Origin of the sequence: Agromyces excoecariae (assembly GCF_051715505.1) — a bacterium.
In the GTDB taxonomy this organism is placed as follows: Bacteria; Actinomycetota; Actinomycetes; order Actinomycetales; family Microbacteriaceae; genus Agromyces.
The window spans coordinates 91649-117837 of the sequence record NZ_JBPSLA010000012.1 but is presented as its reverse complement, the minus strand read 5'-3'; the positions used below and the strand labels follow the sequence as shown (position 1 = coordinate 117837).

The following is a 26189-nucleotide window of genomic DNA, read 5'->3' as shown; positions in this document are numbered from 1 at the left end:
TGGGCATGCTCCGTTGGCTCACCGCCGGGGAATCGCACGGCCCCGAACTCGTCGCGATCCTCGAAGGCCTCCCCGCAGGCATCCCCGTCTCCCTCGATGACATCCGCGCCGACCTGGCGCGCCGCAAGCTCGGCTACGGCCGCGGCGCGCGCATGAAGTTCGAGCAGGACGAGCTCGCCGTCTCGGGCGGCGTTCGGCACGGGCTGACCCTCGGCAGCCCGGTCGCGCTGCGGATCGGCAACACCGAGTGGCCGAAGTGGCAGCAGGTGATGAGCCCGGAGCCGGTCGAGGCGGAGGCGCTCGGTCGCGGTCGGGGTGCGCCGCTCACGCGCCCGCGCCCGGGGCACGCCGACCTCGTCGGCATGCAGAAGTACGGCTTCGACGAGGCCCGCCCGGTGCTCGAGCGCGCGAGCGCGCGCGAGACCGCGGCCCGTGTCGCGCTCGGCGCGGTCGCTCGCTCCTTCCTCGCCGAGCTCGGCATCCGCCTCGTCTCGCACACCGTCGCCATCGGTCCGGTCCAGGTCCCCGAGGGCAGCGAACTGCCCATGCCCGGCGACGTCGACCGGCTCGACGCCGATCCGCTGCGCTGCTTCGACCCGGTGACGAGCGAGCGGATGGTCGCCGAGGTCGACGCCGCGCACAAGGACGGCGACACGCTCGGCGGCGTCGTGGAGGTGCTCGCGTACGGGCTTCCGCCCGGGCTCGGCTCGCACGTGCACTGGGACCGTCGCCTCGACGCCCAGCTCGCGGCCGCACTCATGGGCATCCAGGCGATCAAGGGCGTCGAGGTCGGCGACGGATTCCTCACCACCACCCGGCGCGGCTCGGCCGCGCACGACGAGCTGCACCTGGCCGACGGCCGCATCGTGCGTGCGAGCGACCGCGCGGGCGGCACCGAGGGCGGCATGTCCACGGGCACGGTGCTGCGCGTTCGGGCCGGCATGAAGCCGATCGCGACCGTGCCGCACGCGCTCCCGACGATCGACGTGGCGACCGGCGAGCCCGCACCCGCCCACCACCAGCGATCCGACGTGTGCGCCGTTCCGGCGGCCGGCGTCGTCGCCGAGGCGATGGTCGCGCTGACCCTCGCGAACGCGGTGCTCGAGAAGTTCGGCGGCGACTCGGTGGGCGAGACGCGTCGCAACCTCGAGGGGTACCTTGCGGCGATCCCCGATGCGCTCGCGAGCGAGGTCGCCGACGGCGCGGTCCGTGCCTGAGCGCTCGACCGCGAACGTCGTGCCCGGCGGTCGACGCCCGGTGCCGCTGCCGATCGTGCTCGTGGGGCCGATGGGCTCGGGCAAGTCCCGCGTGGGCGCCCGGCTCGCGGCATCCGTCGGCGCCCCCTTCATCGACACCGACCAGCGCATCGTCGAACGCTACGGCCCGATCACCGAGATCTTCGACCGCGAGGGCGAGGCGTACTTCCGCGTGATCGAGCGCGAGGTGGTCGCCGACGCGCTCCGCGAGGAGGCGATCGTCTCGCTCGGCGGCGGCGCGGTGCTGGACGCCGACACGCGCGCCGACCTCGCGGCCCTCACGGTCGTCCGGCTCGACGTGCGGCCCGAGGCGGTCGCCCCGAGGCTCAGCGGCGGCACCCGGCCCCTGCTCGCCGACGGCGGCATCGAGCGTTGGACCCGGATCCGCGAAGACCGCCGCCCCCTGTACGACGAGGTCGCCGGCCTCAGCATCGACACCACGCGTCGCTCGGTCGCGCGGATCGTCGCGGAGATCACCGAGTGGGCTGGAGGACGCGCATGAGCGAGCACGAGGCGACGGTGATCCGGGTCGGTGGTGAGGCGGGGTACGACGTGCGAATCGGGCGCGGTGTCGTCGACGGGCTCGGCGAGGCGATCGGTTCGTCGGCGCGCAAGGTGCTCATCGTGCACCCGGCCACGCTCGGCGCGCGTGCCGCGGCGCTCCGCGAGTCGCTCGCCGACCGGTTCGAGGTCCTCCTCGCGGAGGTCCCCGACGCCGAGGCGGCCAAGCGCGTCGAGGTGGCGGCGTTCTGCTGGCAGATCCTCGGGCAGGCCGACTTCACGCGGACCGACGTGATCGTCGGCTTCGGCGGGGGAGCGATCACCGACCTCGCGGGCTTCGTCGCCGCGACCTGGCTCCGCGGCGTCCGGATCGTACAGGTGCCCACGACGGTGCTCGGCATGGTCGACGCGGCCGTCGGGGGCAAGACGGGGATCAACACCAACGAGGGCAAGAACCTCGTCGGCGCCTTCCACGCACCCGCCGAGGTGCTGTGCGACCTCGAGGTCCTCGACACGCTGCCCACGAACGAGATCCTCGCCGGTTTCGCCGAGATCGTGAAGGCCGGGTTCATCCGCTACCCCGAGATCCTGGATCTGATCGAGGCCGACCCCGAGGTCGCGACCGACCCGTCGACGCCCGAGTTCCGGCGCGTGGTCGAGCTCGCCATCCGGATGAAGGCCGACGTGGTGAGCGAGGACTTCACCGAGCAGGGCCTCCGCGAGATCCTCAACTACGGCCACACGCTCGGCCACGCGGTCGAGCACGCCGAGCGCTACCAGTGGCGCCACGGCGCGGCGGTCGCGGTCGGCATGGCGTTCGCTGCCGAACTCGGACGCCTCTCGGGGCGCCTCTCCGACGAGGTCGCCGACCGGCACAAGCGCGTGCTCGACCTGCTGAGCCTGCCGACCACCTACCCGGCCGGCCGCTGGAACACGCTCCTCGCGACCATGCAGCGGGACAAGAAGGCCCGAGCCGGGCAGCTCCGGTTCATCGTGCTCGACGACCTCGCCAAGCCCACCGTCATGCTCGCCCCCGACCAGTCGCTGCTCTTCGCGGCGTACCAGGAGATCGCGTCCTGAGCGCCGCGTCGGGCCACCGGTCGGGTGACGGATGCTGCGCCGCTAGGCTTCGGGCATGACCACGATCCTCGTCCTCAACGGACCGAACCTCGGCCGGCTCGGCACGCGCGAGCCCGAGGTGTACGGGTCGGAGACCCTCGCCGACATCGGTGCGAGCCTGCAGGCATCCGTGCCCGACGACGTCGAGATCGACCTGCGCCAGAGCGACGACGAGGCCGAGCTGATCGGATGGATCCACGAGGCCGTCGATCGCCGCCTGCCGGTGGTGCTGAACCCCGCGGCGTTCACGCACTATAGCTACGCCCTCCGCGACGCAGCCGCGCAGCTGAAGACCGTGGGCCTGCCGCTCGTCGAGGTGCACCTGTCGAACCCGCACGCGCGCGAGACGTTCCGCCACACGAGCGTGATCTCGGGCGTCGCGACCGGCGTGATCGCCGGCTTCGGGTCGGACTCGTACCGGCTCGCGGTCGACTGGCTCCTGCGGTCGGCCGGCTGACTCCTGCGCTCGTCCAGCCGAGTCGACTACACTCGATCAGTCGCATGCCCTTCGGCGTGCCCAGAGACTTCCCCTCCACCGAACGGAAAGCACTTCCATGGCATCCACCGCTGACATCAAGAACGGCGTCGTCCTGAACATCGACGGCCAGCTCTGGAGCGTCGTCGAGTTCCAGCACGTCAAGCCCGGCAAGGGCGGTGCGTTCGTGCGCACCAAGCTGAAGAACGTCGTGACCGGGAAGGTCGTCGACAAGACGTACAACGCGGGTGCCAAGGTCGACGTCGAGAACGTCGACCGTCGCGACTTCACGTACCTGTACAACGACGGCGACGGCTTCGTGTTCATGGACCAGACCGACTACGACCAGCTCACCGTTCCCGCCACGGTGGTCGGCGACGCCAAGAACTTCATGCTCGAGAACCAGGCGGTCACCATCGCGCTGAACAACGGCAACCCGCTCTACATCGAGCTGCCCGCGTCGGTCGTGCTCGAGATCACCTACACCGAGCCGGGCCTGCAGGGCGACCGTTCGACGGGCGGCACCAAGGCGGCCACCGTCGAGACCGGCTACGAGATCCAGGTCCCGCTGTTCCTCGAGACCGGCACCAAGGTCAAGGTCGACACCCGCTCGGGCGACTACCTCGGCCGCGTGAACGACTAGTGAGCGCCCGTACGAAGGCGCGCAAGCGCGCCCTCGACATGCTCTACTCGGCCGACATGCGCCAGGTCCCGGTCGAGCAGGTGCTCGTCGCCGAGGCCGAACGGGCCGTGAACGAGCCCGAGCGCCAGGCCTCGTGGCTCTACGCGCGCGAGATCGTCGACGGCATCGTCGACCATCGCGAGGAGATCGACGAGCTCATCACCACGCACTCGCGCGGATGGACGCTCGAGCGCATGCCCGCGGTCGATCGGGCACTCCTGCGCATCGGCGTGTGGGAGATCGTCTACAACGACGAGGTGCCCGACGCGGTTGCGATCTCCGAGGCGGTCGAGGCCGCGACGGTGCTCTCGACGGACGACTCGGCGGGCTTCGTGAACGGGCTGCTCGCGGCCGTCTCGCACGCGAAGGGCTGACGGCCGGCCGCGGACGTCAGGCCGCGGGTGCGGCCCGGCGCTCCGCACGGCGACGTTCGACGAGCGCCATCGTGTGGGCGACGACCTCGTTCGGACCGTCGTGGCTCCGAAGTTCGCGTCCGATCGCCTCGGCACGCTCACGAAAGGCAGGGTCGGCGGAGAGCCGCCGCCACGCGCGCAGGATCGCCCGCGGTGACGGCCTGCCCGTGCGGAGGTCGATGCCCGCGCCCGCCCACGCGACGCGCGCGGCGATGACCGGCTTGTCGATGTCGCCGCCGGCGACGATGAGCGGGATGCCGTGCGCGAGTGCCGCCAGCACGCCGCCCCACCCGCCGTTGGTGATCATCGCGTCGGTCCTGGGGAGCAGTTCCGCGTAGTCGACGAGTCCGGCGATGCGGGCGTTCGGCGGAGCCGGGAACGGCAGCTCGGGCGCGTCGGCGCGGCCCGTGGTCGCGACGATCGAGACGGGCTGTCGACCGAGGGCCGCGAACGTCGGCCGGATGAGGTCGTCGGGGTCGACGTTCAGCGTACCCTGCGTGACGTGCACGATCGGGCGGTCCTCGGGCAGCTCCGGCCACCAGCCCGGGAGTTCGGGGCGGATCGAGCCCGTCGGGGCGAGCGCGCCGACGAACTCGATGCGCACGGGCCAGCCTGACCGCGGGAACTCGAGTTCGGGAACGCCCGACGCGCAGACGAGGTCGGGGGAGTGCCATGCGGCGTCGAGCGGCGCATCGGTCGGCGGCAGCCCGGATGCCGCGCGCTGCGCGTCGTAGGCGCGCTGGATGCCGCGGGCCGCCAGGGCCAGCGTCGAGTTCAGGACCCGGTCGCGGATCCGGCCGAGCGGCCCCCTCGCCGGCAGGAGCGGGAGGATCGGCGGAGGGAGCTCCGGCGTCGGGATCGAGAGCGGCACGATGCTCACCGTGACGGACGGCGTGCCCGTCCGCTCGGCGGCGAAGTGCGTGCCGAGGCTGAGGCCGTCGGCCACGATCACGTCCCATGGGCGCTGTCCGTACGACGCGACGAGGTCGTCGCCCTGCGCCGCCCCGGTCCCCACGAACAGGTGCTCGACGTTCGCGAGCAGCTGCCGCGGGCCCTTCCGACTCCGCAAGGCGGGGAAGGTCGCGGGGAGGTCGAGCTCGTCGAAGTCGGGCGCGGCCGACCAGAGGACGGGCTCCGCGCCGAGCGCCGCGAACCGGTCCGCATACGCGCGGCCCGTGTAGACGCGCACCCGGTGGCCGGCCCCCACGAACGCCTCGGCGACCGCGGCGAGCGGCGCGACGTGGCCCGCGAAGGGCATCACGGCGATCATGACGTCGGCCATGCGCCATTGCAGCACGTGTGCGGGAGTCGGGACCAGCCTCCTGGCGCAGGTTCCCCCGGACGGGGGGCGACTGCGGGCGCACCCGGAGGCTCGGCCCGGGCACACCCCCGCACGGAAACGGGGACGTCCCTCCGCGGAGTCCGGCGCGGGCACTGATCCGCGGGCCCGCGCCCGGTCGTTCACTGGGAGGCGTCGCATTCCGCGGCATCCGCCACCCACCACACCCGACCGCTCTGGAAGGAGCACTCCGCCATGACCACCATCTCCGTGCACGGCCTCTCGCAGACCGGTTCACGCGGCTCGGCCGACCACCGGTCGCTCACCGCACGTCTCGCCGACGCCGAGGGAGCGCTCAAGGCGTTCCTCGAGCGGTGGAGCATCCCCGCCCTGCGCGTCGCGCTCGGCGCCGTCTTCGTCGTCTTCGGTGCCCTGAAGTTCATCCCGGGTGCGAGCCCGCTCGAGCCGCTCGTCGAGGCGACCTGGGGCGTTCTCACGTTCGGCCTCGTCGGCGGGCAGCTCGCGCTCGTGCTCACGGCCGTCATCGAGACCACGGCTGGCCTGCTTCTGATCTCGGGCCGCTCTGCGAGGCTCGGGCTGGTGGTCCTCGCGGTCGCGTTCGTCGGCATCCTCTCGCCGATCGTGTTCTTCACCGACCAGCTGGTCACGGCGGGCGGCCCCACCCTCCTCGGCCAGTACGTGGCGAAGAACGTCGTGCTCATCGTCGCGGCGCTCGTCATCGCCTCGCGGGTGCTGCGCGGACCGGCGCGTTCGCGGTGAACCGCGGCGCGCCGTACGGCCGAGGGGCGGGGTGCGCACCCAAACCCCCCCTCCCGGGTCTCGCCAGCGTTCACTCGACCCGGGCGGGCGCGCCCCCCCCGCCCCCCCCCCCCCGCGGGGGGGGGCCCCCCCCCCCCCCCCCCCCCCCCTCCCGGGTCTCGCGAGCGTTCAGTCGACCGTGGCGGCTCCGCTCGCGACCGAGGGCGAGTCCGGGCGGGCACCCCACGCCGCGAGCGCCGCGGCCTCCAGCCCGAACCCGATGAGCGTCCCGTGCGGCCAGTAGGTGAAGAGCGCGGTCGCGCCCACCAGGACCGGGAGGGTCGCACCGAGGAGCACGCGCTCCCAGACCGGGATCCCCGCGCCGCGCGGCGCGAGGATCGCGACGACCAGCGCCCAGAGCCCGATCGCCATGAGCACGAACGCCTCCGCACCCCAGAGCACCCGCATCGGCGCGCCGTCGGCGTGGTTGAGGTAGCCGAGCAGCGTGACCGCGGCGCCGGCGAGCACGAGCCAGCCGAGCACCCGCCCCGCCCGGCCGAGCGCGGCGAAGGCCGGGCCGGTGGCGAACCAGGCGAGGGCGAACGACACGGATGCCGCGGCGCCGAAGACCAGGTAGAAGTCGGGCTGCCCGACCGAGACGAGCCAGTTCCGCACGGCGTCGTACGGGGGCAGTCGATCGAGGGCGTACAGCCAACGCGGCATGGCGTACCCGCCCGACCACGCGTGCTGCTGCGGCGGCAGGAGCACGAACGCCCAGGCGGCGGCCAGCAGGGCCGCGGTCACCGCGACGGGGCGGCTCGGGCGCGATCGCATGTTCGCACCGTACTGGAGGACCCGCCCGCACGGCGGGCGCCGCGGCATCCTCCGCCCAGCGTCGCTGGTAGGATCGATCGACCGACAACCTTGAAGCCCGTCCCGTGAGGCGGAGAAGGGAGTCCGCACCGCTGTGCGCACCGTGCTCCAGCAGGCAGACCTCGAGCGGGCGCTGACCCGCATCGCCCACGAGATCCTCGAAGCCAATCGCGGCGCCGACGACCTCATCCTCCTCGGCATCCCCACGCGCGGCGTGGTGCTGGCCGAGCGACTCGCCCGGATCGTCTCCCGGATCGCCGGCGTCGACGTGCCCGCGGGCTCGCTCGACGTGACGATGTACCGCGACGACCTGGGCCGCAATCCCGTCCGCGCCCCTCACCCGACCGAGGTGCCCGGCGACGGGATCGACGGGCGGATCGTCGTGCTCGTCGACGACGTCCTCTACTCGGGCCGCACCATCCGCGCCGCCTTCGACGCGCTCGCCGACCTCGGCCGCGCCCGGGCCGTGCGCCTCGCCGTGCTCGTCGACCGCGGCCACCGCGAGTTCCCGATCCGCGCCGACTACGTCGGCAAGAACCTGCCGAGCTCGGCGAGCGAGCGCATCAACGTGCACCTGGCCGAGGTCGACGGCGAGGACGCCGTCACGATCGAGGGAGGCGACGAGTGAGGCACCTGCTCAGCACGCGCGACCTCTCGCGCGACGAGGCGATCACGCTGCTCGACGTCGCGGAGGACATGGCGGCCGTCCAGGAGCGCGAGGTCAAGAAGCTGCCGACGCTCCGCGGCCGGACGGTGGTGAACCTGTTCTTCGAGGACTCCACGCGCACGCGCATCTCGTTCGAGGCCGCGGCGAAGCGGCTCTCGGCCGACGTCATCAACTTCAGCGCGAAGGGCTCGAGCGTCTCGAAGGGCGAGTCGCTGAAGGACACCGCGCAGACGCTCCAGGCGATGGGTGCGGACGGCGTCGTGATCCGGCATCCGTCGTCCGGCGCGCCCTTCACGCTCGCGACGAGCGGATGGATCGACGCGGGCGTGGTCAACGCCGGCGACGGCACGCACGAGCACCCCACGCAGGCCCTGCTCGACGCCTTCACCATGCGCCGCCGCCTCCACGGCGGTGGTTCGCGGGGTCGCGACCTCGACGGCGTCCGCGTGGTCGTCGTCGGCGACATCCTGCACTCGCGCGTCGCGCGCTCGAACGTCTGGCTCCTCGAGACCCTCGGCGCCGACGTCACGCTCGTCGCGCCGCCGACGCTCGTGCCGGTCGACGTGTCGGGCTGGCCGGCGACGATCGAGTACGACCTCGATCGGGCGCTCGCCGACGGGCCCGACGTCGTCATGATGCTCCGCATCCAGGCGGAGCGCATGCACGGCGCGTTCTTCCCGAACAGCCGCGAGTACGCGCGCACCTGGGGGCTCGACGACCACCGGTTCGCCCAGCTTCCCGAGACTACGATGGTCATGCATCCGGGCCCGATGAACCGCGGGCTCGAGATCGCCGCCCGCGCCGCCGACTCCGCGCAGTCGACGGTGCGCGAGCAGGTCGCGAACGGAGTATCAGTGAGAATGGCCGCCCTCTACCTGTTGCTGTCCGGCGAACGGGGGGAGACCCGATGAGCGAGTCGTTCCTGATCCGCGGCGCCGCACTGCCCACGGGCGAACGCGCCGACATCCTGCTCGACGACGGGCGCATCGCCGAGGTCGGCTCGGTGGCGGATGCCGCGGGTGCGACGGTCGTCGACGCCGACGGCCTCGTCGCGCTCCCCGGCCTCGTCGACCTGCACACCCACCTCCGCGAGCCGGGCTACGAGCAGAGCGAGACGGTGCTCACGGGCACGCAGGCCGCCGCCGCCGGCGGCTTCACGGCGGTCTTCGCGATGGCGAACACGTTCCCCGTCGCCGACACCGCGGGCGTCGTCGAGCAGGAGCTCTCGCTCGGCGAGGCCGCGGGGTACGCGACCGTGCAGCCGATCGGCGCCGTGACGGTCGGGTTGAAGGGCGAGCGGCTCGCCGAGCTCGGCGCGATGGCCGCGTCGCGAGCGCGCGTCCGGGTCTTCAGCGACGACGGCTTCTGCGTCTTCGACCCGCTGCTCATGCGACGCGCACTCGAGTACGTCAAGGCGTTCGACGGCGTCATCGCGCAGCACGCGCAGGAGCCGCGCCTCACGCAGGGCGCGCAGATGAACGAGGGCGCGCTCTCCGGGGAGCTCGGACTCGCCGGATGGCCCGCGGTCGCCGAGGAGTCGATCATCGCCCGCGACGTGCTCCTCGCGGAGCACGTCGGTTCCCGCCTGCACGTGTGCCACGTCTCCACAGCCGGATCGGTCGAGGTCATCCGCTGGGCGAAGGCCCGCGGCATCGACGTGACCGCCGAGGTCACGCCGCACCACCTCCTGCTGACGGAGGACCTGGTCGCGGGCTACGACCCCCGGTACAAGGTCAACCCGCCGCTGCGTCGCAGCGAGGACGTCGAGGCGCTCCGCGCCGCGCTCGCCGACGGCACGATCGACATCGTCGCGACCGACCACGCCCCGCATCCCGTGGAGGCGAAGGAATCCGAGTGGGACGCCGCTGCGAACGGGATGGTCGGCCTCGAGTCGGCCCTGTCGGTGGTGCAGCAGGCCATGGTCGACCCCGGGCTCATGGGCTGGGCGGACGTCGCGCGCGTGCTCTCCGCGACGCCGGCGCGCATCGGCCGCCTGTCCGGTCACGGGGAGCCCGTCGCCGCCGGATCGGCAGCCGAGCTCACGCTCGTCGACCCGAGCGCGACCGCGACCTTCGGCGTCGAGCGGCTCGCCGGGCGGAGCGTCAACTCGCCCTACCTCGGCCGCACGCTCCCGGGCCGCGTCGTCGCGACGTTCCACCGCGGTGTGCCGACGCTGCTCGACGGCACGGTCCGGCCGGCCGACGAGGTCTCCGAGGCATCCGCTCGCTCGACCGACGGCGGTGCGCGTGGATAGCCGCTGGATCGGCGCGCTCGTCGCGGTCGCCATCGTCGCCGTCGCCGCATGGCTCATGTGGCGTTCGTGGCGCCGGCGCACGGTGCGCGACGAGACGCTCGCGGCGTACGCGCCGCCGGCCGATCCCGGCACCGCGACCCTGGAGCTCGAGGCGCTCTACGTCGCGACGACGCCCGAGGGCGACCCGCTCGAGCGCCTCGCCGTCGAGGGCCTCGCGTTCCGCGGCTCGGCACGTGTGGAGGTGCACCGCAAGGGCGTGCTCCTGCGCATCGCCGGCGAACTCCCGAGCTTCATCCCGGCCGACCGCATCGCGGCCGCCGGGACGGCGACCTACGCGATCGATCGCGGGGTCGAGCCCGAGGGCCTCGTGGCCCTCACCTGGATCGTCGACGACCGGTCGGAGCCCGAGGTTCCGACGAGAGTCGACAGCTACCTTCGGTGCCGGTATCCGGGCGACTCCGCCCGGTTCGTGGCCGCCGTGAACGAGATCGCCGCAGCGCCCGAGGCGCCGCGGCCGGAAGCAGAAGAGAGCGAGGCCTCGGATGGCTGAGACCCCGACCACCGTCGACGAGCAGGCGCCCGCCGCCGTCGACCTCACCCGGGCCGTGCTCGTGCTCGATGACGGCACCAGGTACGAGGGGCGCGCGTACGGCGCCCGCGGCCGCACGCTCGGCGAGGCCGTGTTCGCGACCGGCATGACGGGGTACCAGGAGACGCTGACCGACCCCTCGTACGCCGGTCAGATCGTGCTCATGACCGCGCCGCACATCGGCAACACCGGCATGAACGACGAGGACATGGAGTCCGCCCGCATCTGGGTGGCGGGCTTCGTCGTGCGCGACCCCTCCCGGGTCGTGTCGAACTTCCGCTCGCAGCGGAGCCTCGACGACGACCTCGCCGCCGCCGGGATCGTCGGCATCAGCGGCATCGACACCCGTGCGGTGACCCGGCACATCCGCTCGCTCGGCGCGATGCGCGCCGGCGTGTTCTCGGGCGAGGAGGCCTACCTCTCGCCCGGCGAGCAGCTCGACCTCGTGCAGTCCGGCGAGCAGATGGCCGGTCGCAACCTCTCCGGTGCGGTCTCGACGAGCGAGCAGTACACGATGCCCGCGACGGGGGAGCGCGTCGGGTCGGTCGCCGTGCTCGACCTCGGCGTGAAGACCTCGACGCTGAACTACCTCGCGGAGCGCGGCTTCGACGTGCACGTGCTGCCGCAGACCGTGACGGCCGACGACGTGCTCGCACTCGAGCCCGACGCGCTGTTCTTCTCCAACGGGCCCGGCGACCCGAGCGCGTCCGAGCGCCACGTCGAGCTCCTCCGCTCCGCGCTCCGCGCCGGCCTGCCGTACTTCGGCATCTGCTTCGGCAACCAGCTGCTGGGACGCGCCCTCGGCTTCGACACCTACAAGCTGCCCTTCGGGCACCGTGGCATCAACCAGCCGGTGCTCGACCGGGCGACCGGGCGCGTCGAGATCACCGCGCACAACCACGGCTTCGCCGTCGCGGCGCCGACCGACGCGATCAGCGAGTCGAGCGAGGGCTTCGGCCGTGTCGAGGTCAGCCACGTCGACTTGAACGACGACGTCGTCGAGGGCCTGAACTGCCTCGACATCCCAGCATTCTCGGTGCAGTACCACCCCGAGTCGGCGGCCGGCCCGCACGACGCCAACTACCTGTTCGACCGCTTCCGCGACATGGTCATCGCGAGCAAGGAGACCACCCGCTGATGCCCAAGCGCGACGACATCAACAGCGTCCTCGTCATCGGGTCGGGCCCGATCGTCATCGGCCAGGCGGCCGAGTTCGACTACTCCGGCACCCAGGCCTGCCGGGTGCTCCGGGCCGAGGGCGTGCGGGTCATCCTCGTGAACCCGAACCCGGCCACGATCATGACCGACCCCGACTTCGCCGACGCCACCTACGTCGAGCCGATCACCCCCGAGGTGATCGAGTCGATCATCGTGAAGGAGAAGCCGGATGCCGTGCTGCCGACGCTCGGCGGCCAGACCGCGCTGAACGCGGCCATCGCCCTCCACGACGCGGGGATCCTCGACAAGCACGGCGTCGAGCTCATCGGCGCGAAGGTCGACGCGATCCGCAAGGGCGAGGACCGCCAGCTCTTCAAGGACCTCGTCATCGAGGCGGGCGCCGACGTCGCGCGCTCGCACGTCGCGACGACGCTCGAGCAGGCCAAGGAGTTCGCACTCGACCTCGGCTACCCGCTCGTGGTGCGTCCGTCGTTCACGATGGGCGGCCTCGGCTCGGGCTTCGCGTACACCGAGGAGGACCTGGTCCGCATCGTGACGCAGGGCCTGCACGACTCGCCCACCACCGAGGTGCTCCTCGAGGAGTCGATCCTCGGCTGGAAGGAGTACGAGCTCGAGCTCATGCGCGACACGCACGACAACACCGTCGTGGTCTGCTCGATCGAGAACGTCGACCCGGTCGGCGTGCACACGGGCGACTCGATCACGGTCGCGCCGGCGCTGACGCTCACCGACCGCGAGTACCAGAAGCTCCGCGACATCGGCATCGACATCATCCGCGCGGTCGGCGTCGACACGGGCGGCTGCAACATCCAGTTCGCCGTCGACCCGGCGGACGGCCGGATCATCGTCATCGAGATGAACCCGCGCGTGTCGCGGTCCTCCGCGCTCGCGTCGAAGGCCACCGGCTTCCCGATCGCGAAGATCGCCGCGAAGCTCGCGATCGGGTACCGCCTCGACGAGATCCCGAACGACATCACCAAGGTGACCCCGGCGAGCTTCGAGCCGACGCTCGACTACGTCGTCGTGAAGGTCCCGCGCTTCGCCTTCGAGAAGTTCCCCGCGGCGGACCCCACGCTCACGACGACCATGAAGTCGGTCGGCGAGGCGATGGCGATCGGCCGCAACTTCACGACGGCGCTGCAGAAGGCGCTGCGCTCGCTCGAGAAGCGGGGCTCGAGCTTCCACTGGGGCGACGAGGCGCGGTCCGTCGACGAGCTGCTCGAGGCGGCCGCGGTGCCGACCGACGGCCGCATCGTGCTCGTGCAGCAGGCGCTGCGCAAGGGCGCGTCGATCGAGCAGGCGTTCGAGGCGACGAAGATCGACCCGTGGTTCCTCGACCAGATCGTGTTGGTCAACGAGGTCGCCGAGCGGATCGCGGGCGTCGACGCGCTCGACACCGATACGCTGCTGCTCGCGAAGGAGCACGGGTTCTCCGACGCGCAGATCGGCCAGCTCCGCGGCTTCGGCGAGGCCGACGCCCGCGAGGTGCGTCACATCCTCGGCATCCGCCCGGTGTTCAAGACCGTCGACACCTGCGCGGGCGAGTTCCCCGCCCTCACGCCGTACCACTACTCGAGCTACGACCTCGAGACCGAGGTCGTCCCGAGCGATCGCCGCAAGGTCGTCATCCTCGGCTCCGGCCCGAATCGCATCGGCCAGGGCGTCGAGTTCGACTACTCGTGCGTGCACGCGTCGTTCGCCCTCTCCGACGCCGGGTACGAGACGATCATGATCAACTGCAATCCCGAGACCGTGTCGACCGACTACGACACGAGCGACCGTCTCTACTTCGAGCCGCTCACGCTCGAGGACGTGCTCGAGGTCATCCACGCGGAGTCGCAGTCGGGCGAGCTCGTCGGCGTCGTCGTCCAGCTCGGCGGTCAAACCGCGCTGGGGCTCGCCAAGGGACTCGAGGCCGCCGGCGTGCCGATCCTCGGCACGACCCCCGAGGCGATCGACCTGGCTGAGGAGCGCGGGCAGTTCGCGGCGATCCTCGACGGTGCGGGCCTGCTCGCGCCGCGCAACGGCACCGCGACCGAGCTCGGCGGCGCCGTGCAGGTCGCCGAGGAGATCGGCTACCCGGTGCTCGTGCGCCCGAGCTTCGTGCTCGGCGGACGCGGCATGGAGATCGTGTACGACACGGCCTCGCTCGTGGACTACTTCGCACGCATCGAGGACCAGGGCATCGTCGGCCCGACGCATCCGCTGCTCGTGGATCGCTTCCTCGACGACGCCATCGAGATCGACGTCGACGCGCTCTACGACGGCACCGAGCTCTACGTCGGCGGCGTCATGGAGCACATCGAGGAGGCCGGCATCCACTCGGGCGACTCGAGCTGCACCCTTCCGCCCGTGACGCTCGGCCGCGCCGAGGTCGACCGCGTCCGCGAAGCGACGCGTGCGATCGCCGAGGGCATCGGCGTCCGCGGACTGCTGAACGTCCAGTTCGCGATCGGCGCGGGCGTGCTCTACGTGCTCGAGGCCAACCCGCGCGCCAGCCGCACGGTGCCGTTCGTCTCCAAGGCGCTCGGCATCCCGCTCGCGAAGGCCGCCTCGCGGATCATGGTCGGCGACTCGATCCGCGACCTCGTCGACGAGGGCATGCTGCCCGAGGTCGACGGCTCGAAGGTGCCCCTCGACGCGCCGGTCGCGGTGAAGGAGGCCGTCCTGCCCTTCCACCGCTTCCGCACGCGCGAGGGCATCATGGTCGACTCGGTGCTCGGCCCCGAGATGCGCTCGACCGGCGAGGTCATGGGCATCGACCGCGACTTCCCGCGCGCCTTCGCCAAGAGCCAGCTCGCCGCGTACGGCGGGATGCCGCTGTCGGGACGCGTGTTCGTGTCGGTCTCCGACCGCGACAAGCGCGCGATCATCCTGCCCGTGCTGCGCATGCAGCAGCTCGGCTACGACCTCGTCGCGACGGAGGGCACCGCCGAGGTGCTGCGTCGCAACGGCATCGCCGCCGACGTCGTCCTGAAGTACAGCGAGAAGCAGGGCGAGGATGCCACCTCGGTGGTCGAGCTCATCCACCGAGGTGAGATCGACGTCGTCGTGAACACGCCGAGCGGTCGGTCGGCACGTGCCGACGGCTACGAGATCCGCGCGGCGGCCGTCGCCGCCGACATCCCGCTGTTCACGACCATCGCCGAGCTGTCGGCCGCGGTCGCCTCGCTCGACGCCAACGACGGGGGCTTCGACGTCACGAGCCTGCAGGAGTACGCGCGCCGTCGTGCGGCAGAGGTGGTCGCGTGAGCGTCGCCGCGACGTTCGGCGAGCGCCTGGACGAGGCGTTCGGCACCCGTGGGCGCCTCTGCGTGGGCATCGACCCGCACGCGTGGCTCCTCGACGAGTGGGGGCTGCCCGATTCGGGCGCCGGCGCCCGCGAGTTCGGCCTCCGGGTGGTGGATGCCGCGGCCGGCCGCGCCGGGATCGTGAAGCCCCAGGTGTCGTTCTTCGAGCGCCACGGTTCGGCCGGCTACGCCGCGCTCGAACGCGTGCTCGACCTCGCGCGGGACGCGGGCCTCATCGTGATCGCCGACGTCAAGCGCGGCGACATCGGCTCGACCGTCGAGGCGTACGGCGAGGCCTGGCTCTCGCCCGGCTCGCCGCTCCGAGCCGACGCCATGACCATCTATGCCTACCAGGGCCTCGGCTCGATCGAGGGCGTCATGCGCCAGGCGGAAGCCGCCCAGGCCGGACTGTTCGTCGTCGCGGCGACCTCGAACCCCGAGGCGGCTGCGATCCAGCAGGCCGTCCTGCAGGGCTCGAGTCGCGAGGGATCGTCGGTGGCCGGTGCCATCGTGTCTGGCGTGGACGCGTGGAACCGGAGCCGCGAGGGCGCCGACGACCGGCCGTTCGGCTCGATCGGGGTCGTGCTCGGCGCCACCATCGTGCCGGAGGAGTTCGGCATCGACATCTCGAGCGACGCGCGGCCGCGCGTGCCCGTCCTCGTGCCCGGGATCGGGTTCCAGGGCGGCGAACTGCGAGACGTCCCGGCGCGACTGGGTGCGCTCGCGCCCGGCGCGATCCTCACCGACAGCCGCGGGCTCCTCGCCGCCGGCCCCGACGGCATCGCCGACGCGATCTCGCGCCGGGCCGACGAGGTGGGAGCGCTCGATGTCTGACCGCGCCGTGGCATCCGCTCCGCCCGAGGTCGACCGGGTCGCCGCATCGCGCGCGGCGGTCGCCGCCCGCCGCGCCCGCGCCGCCGTGAAGCACGACATCGCCGACGGCGCACGGAGCCCGCTCGACGTGCTCCGTGCGGCCTACGACGAACCGGAGGGCGTCGAGGGGCGACTGCGGGTGTCGGAGTTCCTGACCTCGATCCCCGCGATCGGGCAGACCAAGTGCGCGCGCATCATGGAGGAGCTGCAGATCGCGAACTCCAAGCGGCTCGGCGGCCTCGGCCGCCTCCAGCGCCGGCGCCTGCGCGAGTTCACCTCCGGCTGGGTCGCCGCCCATGGCGGCACGGGCGACCGGCTGGTCGTCCTCGCGGGCCCGACGGCCGTCGGCAAGGGCACGGTCGCGGGCTACATCCGCGAGCACCATCCCGAGGTCAAGCTCTCCGTCTCGGCGACGACGCGGGCGCCACGGCCGGGCGAGGTCGAGGGCGAGCACTACTTCTTCGTCTCCGACGACGAGTTCGACCGCATGGTCGAGGCCGGCGAGCTGCTCGAGTGGGCGACCGTGCACAACGCGTACCGGTACGGCACGCCGCGTCGTCCCGTCGAGGAGGCGATCGCCGCGGGCAACAGCGTGCTCCTCGAGATCGACATCCAGGGCGCCCGCTCGGTCCGCCGGGCGATGCCCGAGGCGACGCTCGTGTTCCTGCTCCCGCCGACGTGGGACGAACTGGTGCGACGGCTCGTCGGTCGCGGCACCGAGAGCCCCGCCGAGCAGCAGCGCCGGCTCGAGACCGCGAAGGTCGAACTCGCCGCCGTCGAGGAGTTCGACCACCAGGTCGTCAACCACGAGGTCCGCGAGGCCGCGCAAAAGGTCGTAGACTTGATGCGGCCTCGTCGGGGTCGGCGTCAGCCTGCCTCGCGCCACGAATTTCCGCGCACCGCGGGTGCGCCCCACCTGAAGGAGTCCCTCCATGGCTGAGAAGCTGTCCGGCATCATCGACCCGCCGATCGACGACCTGCTGTCGAAGGTCGACTCGAAGTACCAGCTGGTCATCTTCGCCTCCAAGCGGGCGCGCCAGATCAACGACTACTACGCCGACCTCCACGAGGGCAGCCTGTTCGACAACGTCGGCCCGCTGGTCGACTCGTCGATCGACGACAAGCCCCTCTCGGTCGCCCTCCACGAGGTCAACGAGGACAAGCTGCGCCTCCGCCCGATCGGCGAGTAGCCGGCAGGCCCGGATGCCGCTGAACATCGTCGTCGGCATCACCGGCGGCATCGCGGCGTACAAGGCCGTGTCGGTGGTGCGTTCGCTGGTCCTCGCGGGCCACGACGTGCACGTGGTGCCGACCGAGTCGGCGCTGCGGTTCGTCGGGCGCCCGACGCTCGAGGCGATCTCGCGCAATCCCGTCCACGTCGATTTGTTCGAGGGCGTGGCCGAGGTGCGGCACGTCGCGATCGGCCAGGCGGCCGACCTCATCGTCATCGCCCCGGCGACGGCGAACTCGATCGCGAAGCTCGCGACCGGCCTCGCCGACGACCTGCTCGGCAACACGATCCTCGCGAGCGAGGCACCGGTCGTCGTCGCGCCGGCCATGCACACCGAGATGTGGCGGCACCCGGCGACCCAGGCGAACATCACGACGCTCCGCGAACGGGGGGTCACGATCGTCGGCCCCGCCGTCGGCCAGCTCACGGGCGCCGACAGCGGACCCGGACGCCTCGAGGAGCCCGACGTGATCGTGGCGGCGGCCCTCGAGGTCGCCGAGCGGCACGGCCTCGACATCGGGGCGTCGGCTGCGGCATCCGCTCGCGACCTCACCGATCGCCGCATCGTGGTGACCGCCGGCGGCACGCGCGAGCCGCTGGATCCCGTGCGCTTCCTCGGCAATCGCTCCAGCGGCAAGCAGGGCGTCGCGATCGCCGAGGCGGCCGCGGCGCGCGGCGCCGAGGTCACGCTCATCGCCGCCAACCTCGAGGTCGCCTCGCCCGGCGGATGCCGCGTGGTGCCCGTCTCGACCGCGCTCGAGCTGCAGGAGGCCGTGACCGCGGCCGCGGCCGATGCCGACGTCGTCGTGATGGCCGCTGCGGTGGCCGACTTCCGACCCGCCGACGTCAGTGACGTGAAGATCAAGAAGGTCGACGGCCAGGAGCGCATGTCGATCGAACTCGTCCGGAACCCCGACATCCTCGCCGGGCTCGGCGCAGCGCCGCATGACGGCACCGTGCTCGTCGGCTTCGCCGCCGAGACCGAGTCCGACCCGACGCGCCTGCTCGAGCTGGGGCGGGCCAAGCGCCGGGCGAAGGGCGCCGACCTGCTCGTCGTCAACCGCGTCGGATGGAACCACGGCTTCGCGTCCGACGAGAACGCGGTGAGCGTGATCGGCGCCGACGACGCCGTCGCGGCCGAGGCGTCCGGCACCAAGATGTCGGTGGCGCACGCCATCGTCGATGTCATCGCCGCGCGCATCGTGCACGGCGCCGAGCCCACGACGAAGGACACAGACCCCGCATGAGCGCACTGCGCCAATTCACCTCCGAGTCCGTGACCGAGGGGCACCCCGACAAGATCTGCGACCAGGTCTCCGACGCCATCCTCGACGCACTCCTCACGGTCGACCCGACGTCGCGCGTGGCCGTCGAGACGCTCGTGACCACGGGCCTCGTGCACGTCGCCGGCGAGGTGTCGACCGAGGGCTACGTCGAGATCCCGGCGATCGTGCGCGAGCGGATCACCTCGATCGGCTACGACTCGTCCGACGTGTGGTTCGACGGTCGCTCGTGCGGCGTCTCGGTGTCGATCGGGGGCCAGTCGCCCGACATCGCGCAGGGCGTCGACGACGCGTTCGAGACGCGCGAGGGCACGAGCGTCGACGAGCTCGACCGCCAGGGCGCCGGCGACCAGGGCATCATGTTCGGCTACGCGGTCCGCGAGACCCCCGAGCTCATGCCGGTGCCGATCTGGGTCGCGCACCGTCTCGCCGAGCGCCTCGCCGAGGTCCGCAAGCAGGGCGAGCTCGACTACCTCCGTCCCGACGGGAAGACCCAGGTCACGGTCGGCTACGAGGGGCAGACCGCGCGGACCATCGAGACCGTCGTGCTCTCGACGCAGCACTCCCCGAAGGTCTCGACGGAGCAACTGCGCGCGGAGGTCGAGGAGCTCGTGATCCGGCCGACGCTCGACCGCGTCGAGCTCGCGCGCCCCGACCTCAAGGTCCTGATCAACCCGACGGGTCGATTCGAGATCGGCGGCCCCCAGGGCGACGCCGGGCTCACCGGGCGCAAGATCATCATCGACACCTACGGCGGCGCGAGCCGCCACGGAGGCGGCGCCTTCAGCGGCAAGGACCCGTCCAAGGTCGACCGGTCGGCCGCCTACGCCATGCGCTGGGTCGCGAAGAACGCGGTCGCGGCCGGACTCGCCGACCGGCTCGAACTGCAGGTCGCGTACGCGATCGGCGCGGCCGCGCCGGTCGGGCTCTACGTCGAGACGTTCGGCACGGGCCACCTGCCTGAGGAGCGCATCACCGAGGCGATCCGCGAGGTCTTCGACCTGCGCCCGGCCGCCATCATCCGCGATCTCGACCTGCTGCGTCCGATCTACGCGCAGACGGCGACCTACGGCCACTTCGGCCGGGAACTGCCCGACTTCACCTGGGAGCGGCTCGACCGCGTCGACGACCTGCGCGCCGCCGCCGGGCTCTGACGTGGCCTGCGGGCGCTGAGGTGACCGATCGTCCGGTGGCGCGGGTCCTCGTCGACTCGCCGCTGCCGCAGCTCGACCAGCTGTTCGACTACCGCGTGCCCGACCGGCTCGCCGAGGCCGCAGTGCGCGGTGCGCGGGTACGAGTGCCGCTCCGCTCGGGTGGGCGCATCGCGCAGGGCTGGATCGTCGAGCTCGCCGAGCGCTCCGAGTACCGTGGCGAGCTCAGCGAACTCGACGACGTCGTCTCCGACGTCCCCGTCCTCGTGCCCGACGTCTGGCGGCTCGCGCGAGCCGCCGCCGACCGGGCGGCGGGCAATGCGAGCGACGTCCTCCGCATCGCGATCCCTCCCAGGTACGTCCGCGCCGAGAAGGCCTGGCGCGCGGCCGAGCCCGATCCGGGCCCGCTGCCGGATGCGCCCTCGGCGCTCCAGGGGTACCCGCCAGGGCGCGTCGAGCAGGGCATCGCGGCGGGCGAGCGGATGGCCCTGGTCGCCGACGCACGGCCGGTCCGACTGGCGTCCGGCGAGTGGGTCGGCGGTTGGGCTCGCACGGTCGCGCAGGCCGCCGCGCACGCGCTCGCGCAGGACCGCTCGACGATCGTCGCCGTTCCCGACTACCGCGACCAGGAGCAGCTCGAAGCCGCCCTCGCCGAGTCGGTCGATGCGCGTCGCGTGCTCCGCACCGATGCGCGCCAGACCGGGCCCGCACGGTATCGAGCATTCCTCGACGCGACCGGTGACGCCGCGCGCGTCGTGATCGGCAACAGGTCCACCGTGTACGCGCCCGCAGCGCGACTGGGGCTCATCGTGATCGTCGACGACGGCGACGCGCTGCAGTCCGAGCCACTCGCTCCGGGCGTCCACAGCCGCGACGCGGCGCTCATCCGACAGGAGCAGTCGGGCGCGGCGCTGCTGTTCCTCGCGCACAGCCGGAGCGTCGACGTGCAGCGCCTGGTGGAGGTGGGCTGGGTCGACGACGTGCCGCTGCAACGGGGTTCCCGACCGCGGGTCGTGCTCACCGAGCAGCAGGCCGCCCCGGACAGCGGCGGGGCCCGCATCCCGTCAGCGGCCTGGCGTGAGGCGCAGGCCGCCGTCGTCGACGGGCCCGTGCTCGTCCAGGTGGCGAGACCGGGCCACACGCCCATGCTCGTGTGCGACCGCTGCCGGGAGCCGGCGCGATGCGCGGCGTGCGGTGGCGCGCTCACGGTGCCTCGAACGGGCGGCACGCCGGCGTGCGGGCTCTGCGGAACCGTCGCCGCGACGTGGCGATGCGGCGTGTGCGAGGGCACGAAGCTCCGCGCGGCGGTCGTCGGCGCGAGTCGCACCGCCGAGGAACTCGGTCGCGCGTTCCCGCGATCGCGCGTGGTGGTCTCCGACGGCGAGCGACCGATCCTCCGCGTCGGCGCCGACCCGCAGCTCGTCGTGGCGACCCGCGGGGCCGAGCCGATCGCCGACGGCGGGTACCGCGCGGTGCTGCTGCTCGACGGCGAGCGGATGCTGCTGCGGGAATCGCTCCGCGTCGCCGAGGACTGCCTGCGGTGGTGGTCGAACGCCGCCGCGCTGGCGGCTCCGGCCGCTCCGGTGTTCCTCGTCGGGGTCGGCGGCGCGCTCGGCACGGCGCTCGCGACGTGGCGTCAGCCGGCCTGGGCCGCTGAGGAGCTCGAGACGCGCCGCGCCCTGCGATTCCCGCCCGCCGTGCGAATGGCCTCCGTCGTCTCGTCGCACGACCGGCTCGCCGCGGCGCTCGAGCGCGTGCGCGGGGTCGACGGCGTCGACGTGCTCGGCCCGACGCCCGCTGACGACGAGGGCCTCGAGCGGGCGATCGTCCGCTTCGGCTACGGCGCCGGCGTCGAGGTCGCCCAGCGGCTGAAGGGCGAGGCGATCCGCGCCGCGACCGAACGCCGCCGCCCGGTCGCGGGTCGACGCCCGGGCCGGCCGCCCGTGGTGCGCGTCCGCATGGACGATCCCGACCTCCCGTGACACTGGGACAATGGGGTGTGCCCCACCTCCGGATCGTGTTCGCGGGAACCCCCGCCGTCGCCGTGCCCACCCTCGAACGACTCGCCGCATCCGACCACGAGGTCGTCGGCGTCGTCACGAGGCCGCCCGCACCGCTCGGCCGCAAGCGCGTCCTCACGCCGTCGCCGGTCGCACAGGCCGCCGAGCGCCTCCGCCTCCCGGTGATCGACGCGGCGCGCCTCGACGCCGAGGCCGCGGAGCGCATCGCGGCGCTTCGTCCCGACCTCGGCGTGGTGGTCGCCTACGGCGGACTCGTCCGCGAGCCGCTCCTCTCGACACCCGCGCACGGCTGGATCAACCTGCACTTCTCGGCGCTTCCGGCCTGGCGCGGTGCCGCGCCCGTGCAGAGGGCACTGATCGCCGGCGATGCCGAGCTCGGCGCGAGCGTCTTTCGGCTCGTGCCGGAGCTCGACGCGGGCGACGTGTACGCCTCACGCACCCGGCCGGTGGCACCGGGCGAGACGGCGGGCCTGGCGCTCGAGTCCTTGGCCGAGACCGAGGCCGACCTCGTGCTCGATGTCGTCGACGCGATCGCGTCCGGCACCGCCGTCGCCGTCCCGCAGGCGGGCGAACCGACGTTCGCGCCCAAGCTCTCCATCGAGGACGGCCGGATCGACTGGGCGCGATCGACCGTCGAGGTCGACGCGCGCGTCCGCGGCGTCACGCCCGAGCCGGGCGCGCACACGGAGGTCGACGGCATCCGGCTGAAGGTCCTGGAGGCCCGGCCCGCTCCGGCCGCGGCCGAGGCTCTGCGACTCGCGCCGGGCGAACTCCGGCTCGATCGGAAGCGTCTCCTGGTGGGCACGGCCGATGGGGCCATGGAACTCCGTCGCGTCCAGCCGGCGGGACGGAACGCGATGGCCGCCGCCGACTGGTGGCGTGGGCTCGGCATCGACCAGGCGGAGGCACGATGAGCGGGAACGCGCACGGAAACGGCCGGCCGGACGGCGCTGCCGACGCAGGTCGGTCGGGCGGTGCCCGGGGAGCGGGCGGACGCGGGCCGCACCGACGGGGTCAAGCGGAACGGGGGCGCAGCGCGCGCCCGCGGCAGGAACGCATCTCGCCCGCGCGGGTCGTCGCCTACGAGGTCCTCGCGGCCGTCCGCGACTCCGACGCGTACGCCAACCTGCTGCTGCCGACTCGGATCGAGCGGGCGAAGCTCGGTCCGGCGGACGCGGCACTCGCGACCGAGCTGACCTACGGCACGCTCCGCCTCCTGGGCCGCTACGACGCGATCATCGCGCTCGCGGCGGGTCGCGACGTCGCCGCGATCGACCCGCCGGTGCTCGACGTGCTCCGACTCGGCAGCCACCAGCTGCTGGCCACGCGCGTGCCGACGCACGCCGCCGTCAACGAGTCGGTCGCGCTCGCACGCCGCGTCGCGCCGTCGGCGGCGGGGTTCGCGAACGCGGTGCTGCGCACCGTGTCGAGGCGCGAACCCGCGGACTGGCTCCAGATGATCGCGGAGGAGGCCGGGTCGGCGGACGCTGCGCTGGCCGCCGTGCACTCGCACCCCCTCTGGGTGATCCGAGCGCTTCGGACGGCGCTCGAGCGCGAGGGTCGCGGTGACGAGCTGGTCGCCCTCCTCGAGGCCGACAATGCGTCGCCGCGCGTCAACCTCGCCGCCCTTCCAGGCCTCGCGGGCGACCCGGCCGAGCTCGGCGAGCCCGATCGCTACTCGCCGACGGGCCTGACGGCCGAGGCGCCGTTCGACCTCGTCTCCGCGAACGACGGCACGGTTCGCGTGCAGGACGAGGGTTCGCAGATCGCGGCGCTGGCGCTCAGCCGGGTCGCCCCGGTCCGACCCGGCGAGCACTGGCTCGACCTGTGCTCCGGACCCGGCGGAAAGACCGCGCTGCTCGCGGCCGAGGCGCTCGCGGGCGGTGCGTCGCTCGTCGCGAACGAGGTCGTCCCTGCGCGTGCCGAACTCGTCAGGAAGGCCGTCGCGCCGGTGCCCCTGGACGTCGCGGTGCACGTCGGCGACGGTCGCGAGCTGGATCCGGCCGCATTCGGCGCGGAGGGCGGCTTCGACCGAATCCTGCTCGACGCACCGTGCACGGGCCTCGGCGCGCTGCGCCGCCGGCCCGAGGCCCGCTGGCGGAAATCGCCGACGGATGTCGCCGAGCTCACCGAGCTGCAGGGCGAGCTGGCGGATGCCGCGTTCGCCGCGCTCGCACCCGGCGGCGTGCTCGCCTACGTCACGTGCTCGCCGCATACGGCCGAGACGCACGGCAGCCTCGGGCGCGCGCTCGCACGATGGGGGGACGCGGCCGAGGCGATCGACACGGCCGCGGTCGTGCAGCGGCTGGCGGAGCATCCGCTCGACCTCGCAGGCGACGGGAGCACGGTGCAGCTCTGGCCGCACCGGCACGGGACCGACGCGATGTTCATCGCGCTCGTGCGCAAGCGCTGAACGGGCGGCCGACGCCGATAGGGTTGCGGACATGGCGACGCGCATCAACCCGAGCATCCTCGCGGCCGACTTCGCGAACCTCGAGCGGGAACTCGGTCGCATCGGCACCGCCGACCTCGTGCACGTCGACATCATGGACAACCACTTCGTTCCGAACCTCACCTTCGGCCTGCCGATGGTGCAGCGGCTGCAGCAGGTCAGCCCGATCCCGCTCGACGTGCACCTCATGATCGACGACCCCGACCGCTGGGCACCCGGCTACGCGGAGGCGGGGGCGGCATCGGTGACGTTCCACGCCGAGGCCGTGAACGAGCCCGTCGCACTCGCCCGGCACCTGCGGCAGATCGGCGCGCGCGCGGGCATCGCGCTCAAGCCGGGGACCGATGCCGCGCCGTACCTCGATCTCCTGCCCGAGTTCGACCAGGTCCTCATCATGACCGTCGAGCCGGGCTTCGGCGGGCAGTCCTTCATCTCCGAGACGATGCCGAAGCTCCGCCGGGTCGCCGACGCGGTCGAGGCGGCCGGACTCGACGTCTGGCTGCAGGTCGACGGCGGCATCACGGTGGACACGATCGGGATCGCCGCCGAGGCCGGCGCCGACACGTTCGTCGCCGGGTCGGCCGTGTTCCGCGGCGTGCCGGAGGAGCGGATCGCGCAGCTCCGCGACGCGGTGGCGTCACACCGCCACGAGCGCCGCGACGACCCCGCTAGTCTGGACGGGTGAAATCCTTCGACGACCTCTTCGTCGAGCTCCAGGACAAGGCCCGCACCCGCCCCGAGGGCAGTGGCACCGTCCGTCAGCTCGACGCCGGCGTGCACGCCATCGGCAAGAAGATCGTCGAGGAGGCGGCCGAGGTCTGGATGGCCGCCGAGTACCAGAGCGACGACGAGACCGCGGAGGAGATCTCGCAGCTCCTCTACCACCTGCAGGTGCTGATGCTCGCGAAGGGCCTCGAGCCCGCCGACGTGTACCGACATCTCTGATCACGCCATGACCGCAGATCAGTTCCGTCGACACGAAAGCCAGGGGATGCTCCGAATCGCCGTGCCCAACAAGGGCTCGCTCTCCGAGACCGCCGCGCAGATGCTCCACGAGGCCGGGTACACCGGCCGCAGGGACTCGCGCGAACTCGTGGTCGCCGACCCCCGCAACGGGGTCGAGTTCTTCTACCTCCGCCCGCGCGACATCGCGACCTACGTGGGATCCGGCGCGCTCGACGTCGGCATCACCGGGCGCGACCTGCTGCTCGACTCCGGCAGCGAGGCCGTCGAGATCGCCCCGCTCGGCTTCGGCGACTCGACCTTCCGGTTCGCAGGCCCGCCCGGCGCGTACGCCGAGCTGGCCGACCTGGAGGACGTTCGCGTCGCGACCAGCTATCCCGGCCTGGTCGGCGACTTCCTCGGCCGCCACGGCGTGACGGCGAAGCTCGTCAAGCTCGACGGCGCCGTCGAGTCGGCCGTTCGGCTCGGCGTGGCCGACGCCGTCGCCGACGTCGTCTCCACGGGGTCGACGCTGCGGAAGGCCGGCCTGGACATCTTCGGCCCGGTGATCCTCGACTCCGAGGCCGTGCTCATCGGCTCCGGCGTGGAGCGGCCCGGCACGCAGACCCTCGTGCGGCGGCTGCAGGGCGTCCTCGTCGCCCGGCAGTACGTCCTCGTCGACTACGACGTGCCGGTCGCGAAGCTCGAGGCGGCGACCGCCGCCGCGCCGGGGTTCGAGTCGCCCACGGTCTCGCCGCTGCACGACCCCGAATGGGTCGCCGTGCGCGTGATGATCCCGCGCGTCGAGACCAACCACGTCATGGACGCCCTGTACGAGCTCGGCGCGCGCGCGATCCTCGTGAGCGCGATCCACGCCGCGCGGTTGTAGGGGAGCGACGC

25 protein-coding genes and 1 pseudogene are annotated in these 26189 nt (G+C 72.7%); 24 read left to right on the top strand and 2 right to left on the bottom strand.

From position 1 onward, the window contains the following. Nucleotides 1-5: 5 nt before the first annotated feature. The 6 genes from aroC (at nucleotide 6) to nusB (ending at nucleotide 4407) form a co-directional block, all read left to right on the top strand. Nucleotides 6-1217, top strand: a complete 1212-nt coding sequence (aroC, locus tag ACSJD1_RS12270; protein ID WP_438855584.1) for a chorismate synthase — start codon at nucleotides 6-8, stop codon at nucleotides 1215-1217. Further along, on the top strand, nucleotides 1210-1758 hold the full coding sequence (locus tag ACSJD1_RS12265) for a shikimate kinase (protein ID WP_438855583.1): 549 nt from the start codon (nucleotides 1210-1212) through the stop codon (nucleotides 1756-1758). The genes aroC and ACSJD1_RS12265 overlap by 8 nt, the downstream gene beginning before the upstream one ends. Beyond that, the gene (aroB, locus tag ACSJD1_RS12260; protein ID WP_438855582.1) at nucleotides 1755-2837 is read left to right on the top strand and encodes a 3-dehydroquinate synthase; all 1083 of its coding nucleotides are present in this window, start codon (nucleotides 1755-1757) and stop codon (nucleotides 2835-2837) included. The genes ACSJD1_RS12265 and aroB overlap by 4 nt, the downstream gene beginning before the upstream one ends. Before the next feature lie 55 nt (nucleotides 2838-2892). Beyond that, nucleotides 2893-3333: a type II 3-dehydroquinate dehydratase gene (gene aroQ, locus ACSJD1_RS12255; RefSeq protein ID WP_438855581.1), complete on the top strand. Its 441-nt coding sequence runs from the start codon at nucleotides 2893-2895 to the stop codon at nucleotides 3331-3333. Nucleotides 3334-3430: 97 nt separating this feature from the next. Continuing rightward, nucleotides 3431-3994: an elongation factor P gene (efp, locus tag ACSJD1_RS12250; RefSeq protein ID WP_438855580.1), complete on the top strand. Its 564-nt coding sequence runs from the start codon at nucleotides 3431-3433 to the stop codon at nucleotides 3992-3994. Then, nucleotides 3994-4407, top strand: coding sequence for a transcription antitermination factor NusB (gene nusB, locus ACSJD1_RS12245; protein ID WP_438855579.1), 414 nt, complete (start codon nucleotides 3994-3996; stop codon nucleotides 4405-4407). The genes efp and nusB overlap by 1 nt, the downstream gene beginning before the upstream one ends. Before the next feature lie 16 nt (nucleotides 4408-4423). On the opposite strand, the gene ACSJD1_RS12240 is transcribed toward nusB, so the two are convergent. Beyond that, the gene (locus tag ACSJD1_RS12240; RefSeq protein ID WP_438855578.1) at nucleotides 4424-5728 is read right to left on the bottom strand and encodes a glycosyltransferase; all 1305 of its coding nucleotides are present in this window, start codon (nucleotides 5726-5728) and stop codon (nucleotides 4424-4426) included. A gap of 252 nt (nucleotides 5729-5980) precedes the next feature. On the opposite strand from ACSJD1_RS12240, the gene ACSJD1_RS12235 reads away from it, so the two are divergent. Then, complete coding sequence (locus ACSJD1_RS12235) at nucleotides 5981-6505, top strand: DoxX family membrane protein (RefSeq protein WP_438855577.1); 525 nt, start codon at nucleotides 5981-5983, stop codon at nucleotides 6503-6505. 168 nt (nucleotides 6506-6673) lie between these two features. Here ACSJD1_RS12235 and ACSJD1_RS12230 read toward each other — a convergent pair whose 3' ends face one another. Next, nucleotides 6674-7318 carry a hypothetical protein gene (locus ACSJD1_RS12230; protein ID WP_438855576.1) on the bottom strand — a complete coding sequence of 215 codons (645 nt, stop codon included), beginning with the start codon at nucleotides 7316-7318 and terminating at the stop codon, nucleotides 6674-6676. Between the two features lie 97 nt (nucleotides 7319-7415). On the opposite strand from ACSJD1_RS12230, the pseudogene pyrR reads away from it, so the two are divergent. The 17 genes and pseudogenes from pyrR to hisG all read left to right on the top strand — a co-directional run. Beyond that, nucleotides 7416-7985 (top strand): annotated as a pseudogene (gene pyrR, locus ACSJD1_RS12225) (bifunctional pyr operon transcriptional regulator/uracil phosphoribosyltransferase PyrR); the annotation flags it as partial. Next, nucleotides 7982-8935: an aspartate carbamoyltransferase catalytic subunit gene (locus tag ACSJD1_RS12220; protein WP_438855575.1), complete on the top strand. Its 954-nt coding sequence runs from the start codon at nucleotides 7982-7984 to the stop codon at nucleotides 8933-8935. The pseudogene pyrR and the gene ACSJD1_RS12220, both read left to right, overlap by 4 nt. Next, on the top strand, nucleotides 8932-10278 hold the full coding sequence (locus ACSJD1_RS12215) for a dihydroorotase (protein ID WP_438855574.1): 1347 nt from the start codon (nucleotides 8932-8934) through the stop codon (nucleotides 10276-10278). Before ACSJD1_RS12220 ends, ACSJD1_RS12215 begins: the two co-directional genes overlap by 4 nt. Further along, nucleotides 10271-10828, top strand: coding sequence for a PH-like domain-containing protein (locus tag ACSJD1_RS12210; RefSeq protein WP_328289114.1), 558 nt, complete (start codon nucleotides 10271-10273; stop codon nucleotides 10826-10828). The genes ACSJD1_RS12215 and ACSJD1_RS12210 overlap by 8 nt, the downstream gene beginning before the upstream one ends. Beyond that, nucleotides 10821-12005, top strand: a complete 1185-nt coding sequence (carA, locus tag ACSJD1_RS12205) for a glutamine-hydrolyzing carbamoyl-phosphate synthase small subunit (RefSeq protein ID WP_438855573.1) — start codon at nucleotides 10821-10823, stop codon at nucleotides 12003-12005. Before ACSJD1_RS12210 ends, carA begins: the two co-directional genes overlap by 8 nt. Then, nucleotides 12005-15298: a carbamoyl-phosphate synthase large subunit gene (carB, locus tag ACSJD1_RS12200; RefSeq protein WP_438855572.1), complete on the top strand. Its 3294-nt coding sequence runs from the start codon at nucleotides 12005-12007 to the stop codon at nucleotides 15296-15298. The genes carA and carB overlap by 1 nt, the downstream gene beginning before the upstream one ends. After that, a complete protein-coding gene (gene pyrF, locus ACSJD1_RS12195) occupies nucleotides 15295-16170 on the top strand; it encodes an orotidine-5'-phosphate decarboxylase (protein ID WP_438855571.1) in 876 nt (291 codons plus the stop codon). The genes carB and pyrF overlap by 4 nt, the downstream gene beginning before the upstream one ends. Then, on the top strand, nucleotides 16163-17149 hold the full coding sequence (gene gmk / locus ACSJD1_RS12190; RefSeq protein ID WP_438855570.1) for a guanylate kinase: 987 nt from the start codon (nucleotides 16163-16165) through the stop codon (nucleotides 17147-17149). The genes pyrF and gmk overlap by 8 nt, the downstream gene beginning before the upstream one ends. Beyond that, the gene (gene rpoZ / locus ACSJD1_RS12185; protein ID WP_092669843.1) at nucleotides 17142-17399 is read left to right on the top strand and encodes a DNA-directed RNA polymerase subunit omega; all 258 of its coding nucleotides are present in this window, start codon (nucleotides 17142-17144) and stop codon (nucleotides 17397-17399) included. Before gmk ends, rpoZ begins: the two co-directional genes overlap by 8 nt. A 19-nt stretch (nucleotides 17400-17418) precedes the next feature. Next, a complete protein-coding gene (gene coaBC / locus ACSJD1_RS12180; RefSeq protein ID WP_438855658.1) occupies nucleotides 17419-18687 on the top strand; it encodes a bifunctional phosphopantothenoylcysteine decarboxylase/phosphopantothenate--cysteine ligase CoaBC in 1269 nt (422 codons plus the stop codon). Continuing rightward, nucleotides 18684-19877, top strand: coding sequence for a methionine adenosyltransferase (gene metK / locus ACSJD1_RS12175; protein ID WP_438855569.1), 1194 nt, complete (start codon nucleotides 18684-18686; stop codon nucleotides 19875-19877). The genes coaBC and metK overlap by 4 nt, the downstream gene beginning before the upstream one ends. A gap of 35 nt (nucleotides 19878-19912) precedes the next feature. Further along, entirely contained in the window at nucleotides 19913-21856 is a 1944-nt protein-coding gene (locus tag ACSJD1_RS12170) for a primosomal protein N' family DNA-binding protein (RefSeq protein ID WP_438855568.1), read from the top strand. 17 nt (nucleotides 21857-21873) lie between these two features. Beyond that, nucleotides 21874-22809: a methionyl-tRNA formyltransferase gene (fmt, locus tag ACSJD1_RS12165; protein ID WP_438855567.1), complete on the top strand. Its 936-nt coding sequence runs from the start codon at nucleotides 21874-21876 to the stop codon at nucleotides 22807-22809. After that, nucleotides 22806-24308 carry an RsmB/NOP family class I SAM-dependent RNA methyltransferase gene (locus ACSJD1_RS12160; protein WP_438855566.1) on the top strand — a complete coding sequence of 501 codons (1503 nt, stop codon included), beginning with the start codon at nucleotides 22806-22808 and terminating at the stop codon, nucleotides 24306-24308. The genes fmt and ACSJD1_RS12160 overlap by 4 nt, the downstream gene beginning before the upstream one ends. 31 nt (nucleotides 24309-24339) lie before the next feature. Then, nucleotides 24340-25032 carry a ribulose-phosphate 3-epimerase gene (gene rpe, locus ACSJD1_RS12155; protein WP_438855565.1) on the top strand — a complete coding sequence of 231 codons (693 nt, stop codon included), beginning with the start codon at nucleotides 24340-24342 and terminating at the stop codon, nucleotides 25030-25032. Further along, nucleotides 25029-25292: a phosphoribosyl-ATP diphosphatase gene (locus ACSJD1_RS12150; RefSeq protein ID WP_438855564.1), complete on the top strand. Its 264-nt coding sequence runs from the start codon at nucleotides 25029-25031 to the stop codon at nucleotides 25290-25292. Before rpe ends, ACSJD1_RS12150 begins: the two co-directional genes overlap by 4 nt. A 46-nt stretch (nucleotides 25293-25338) precedes the next feature. Beyond that, nucleotides 25339-26178 carry an ATP phosphoribosyltransferase gene (gene hisG, locus ACSJD1_RS12145; RefSeq protein ID WP_438855657.1) on the top strand — a complete coding sequence of 280 codons (840 nt, stop codon included), beginning with the start codon at nucleotides 25339-25341 and terminating at the stop codon, nucleotides 26176-26178. Nucleotides 26179-26189: the final 11 nt, after the last annotated feature.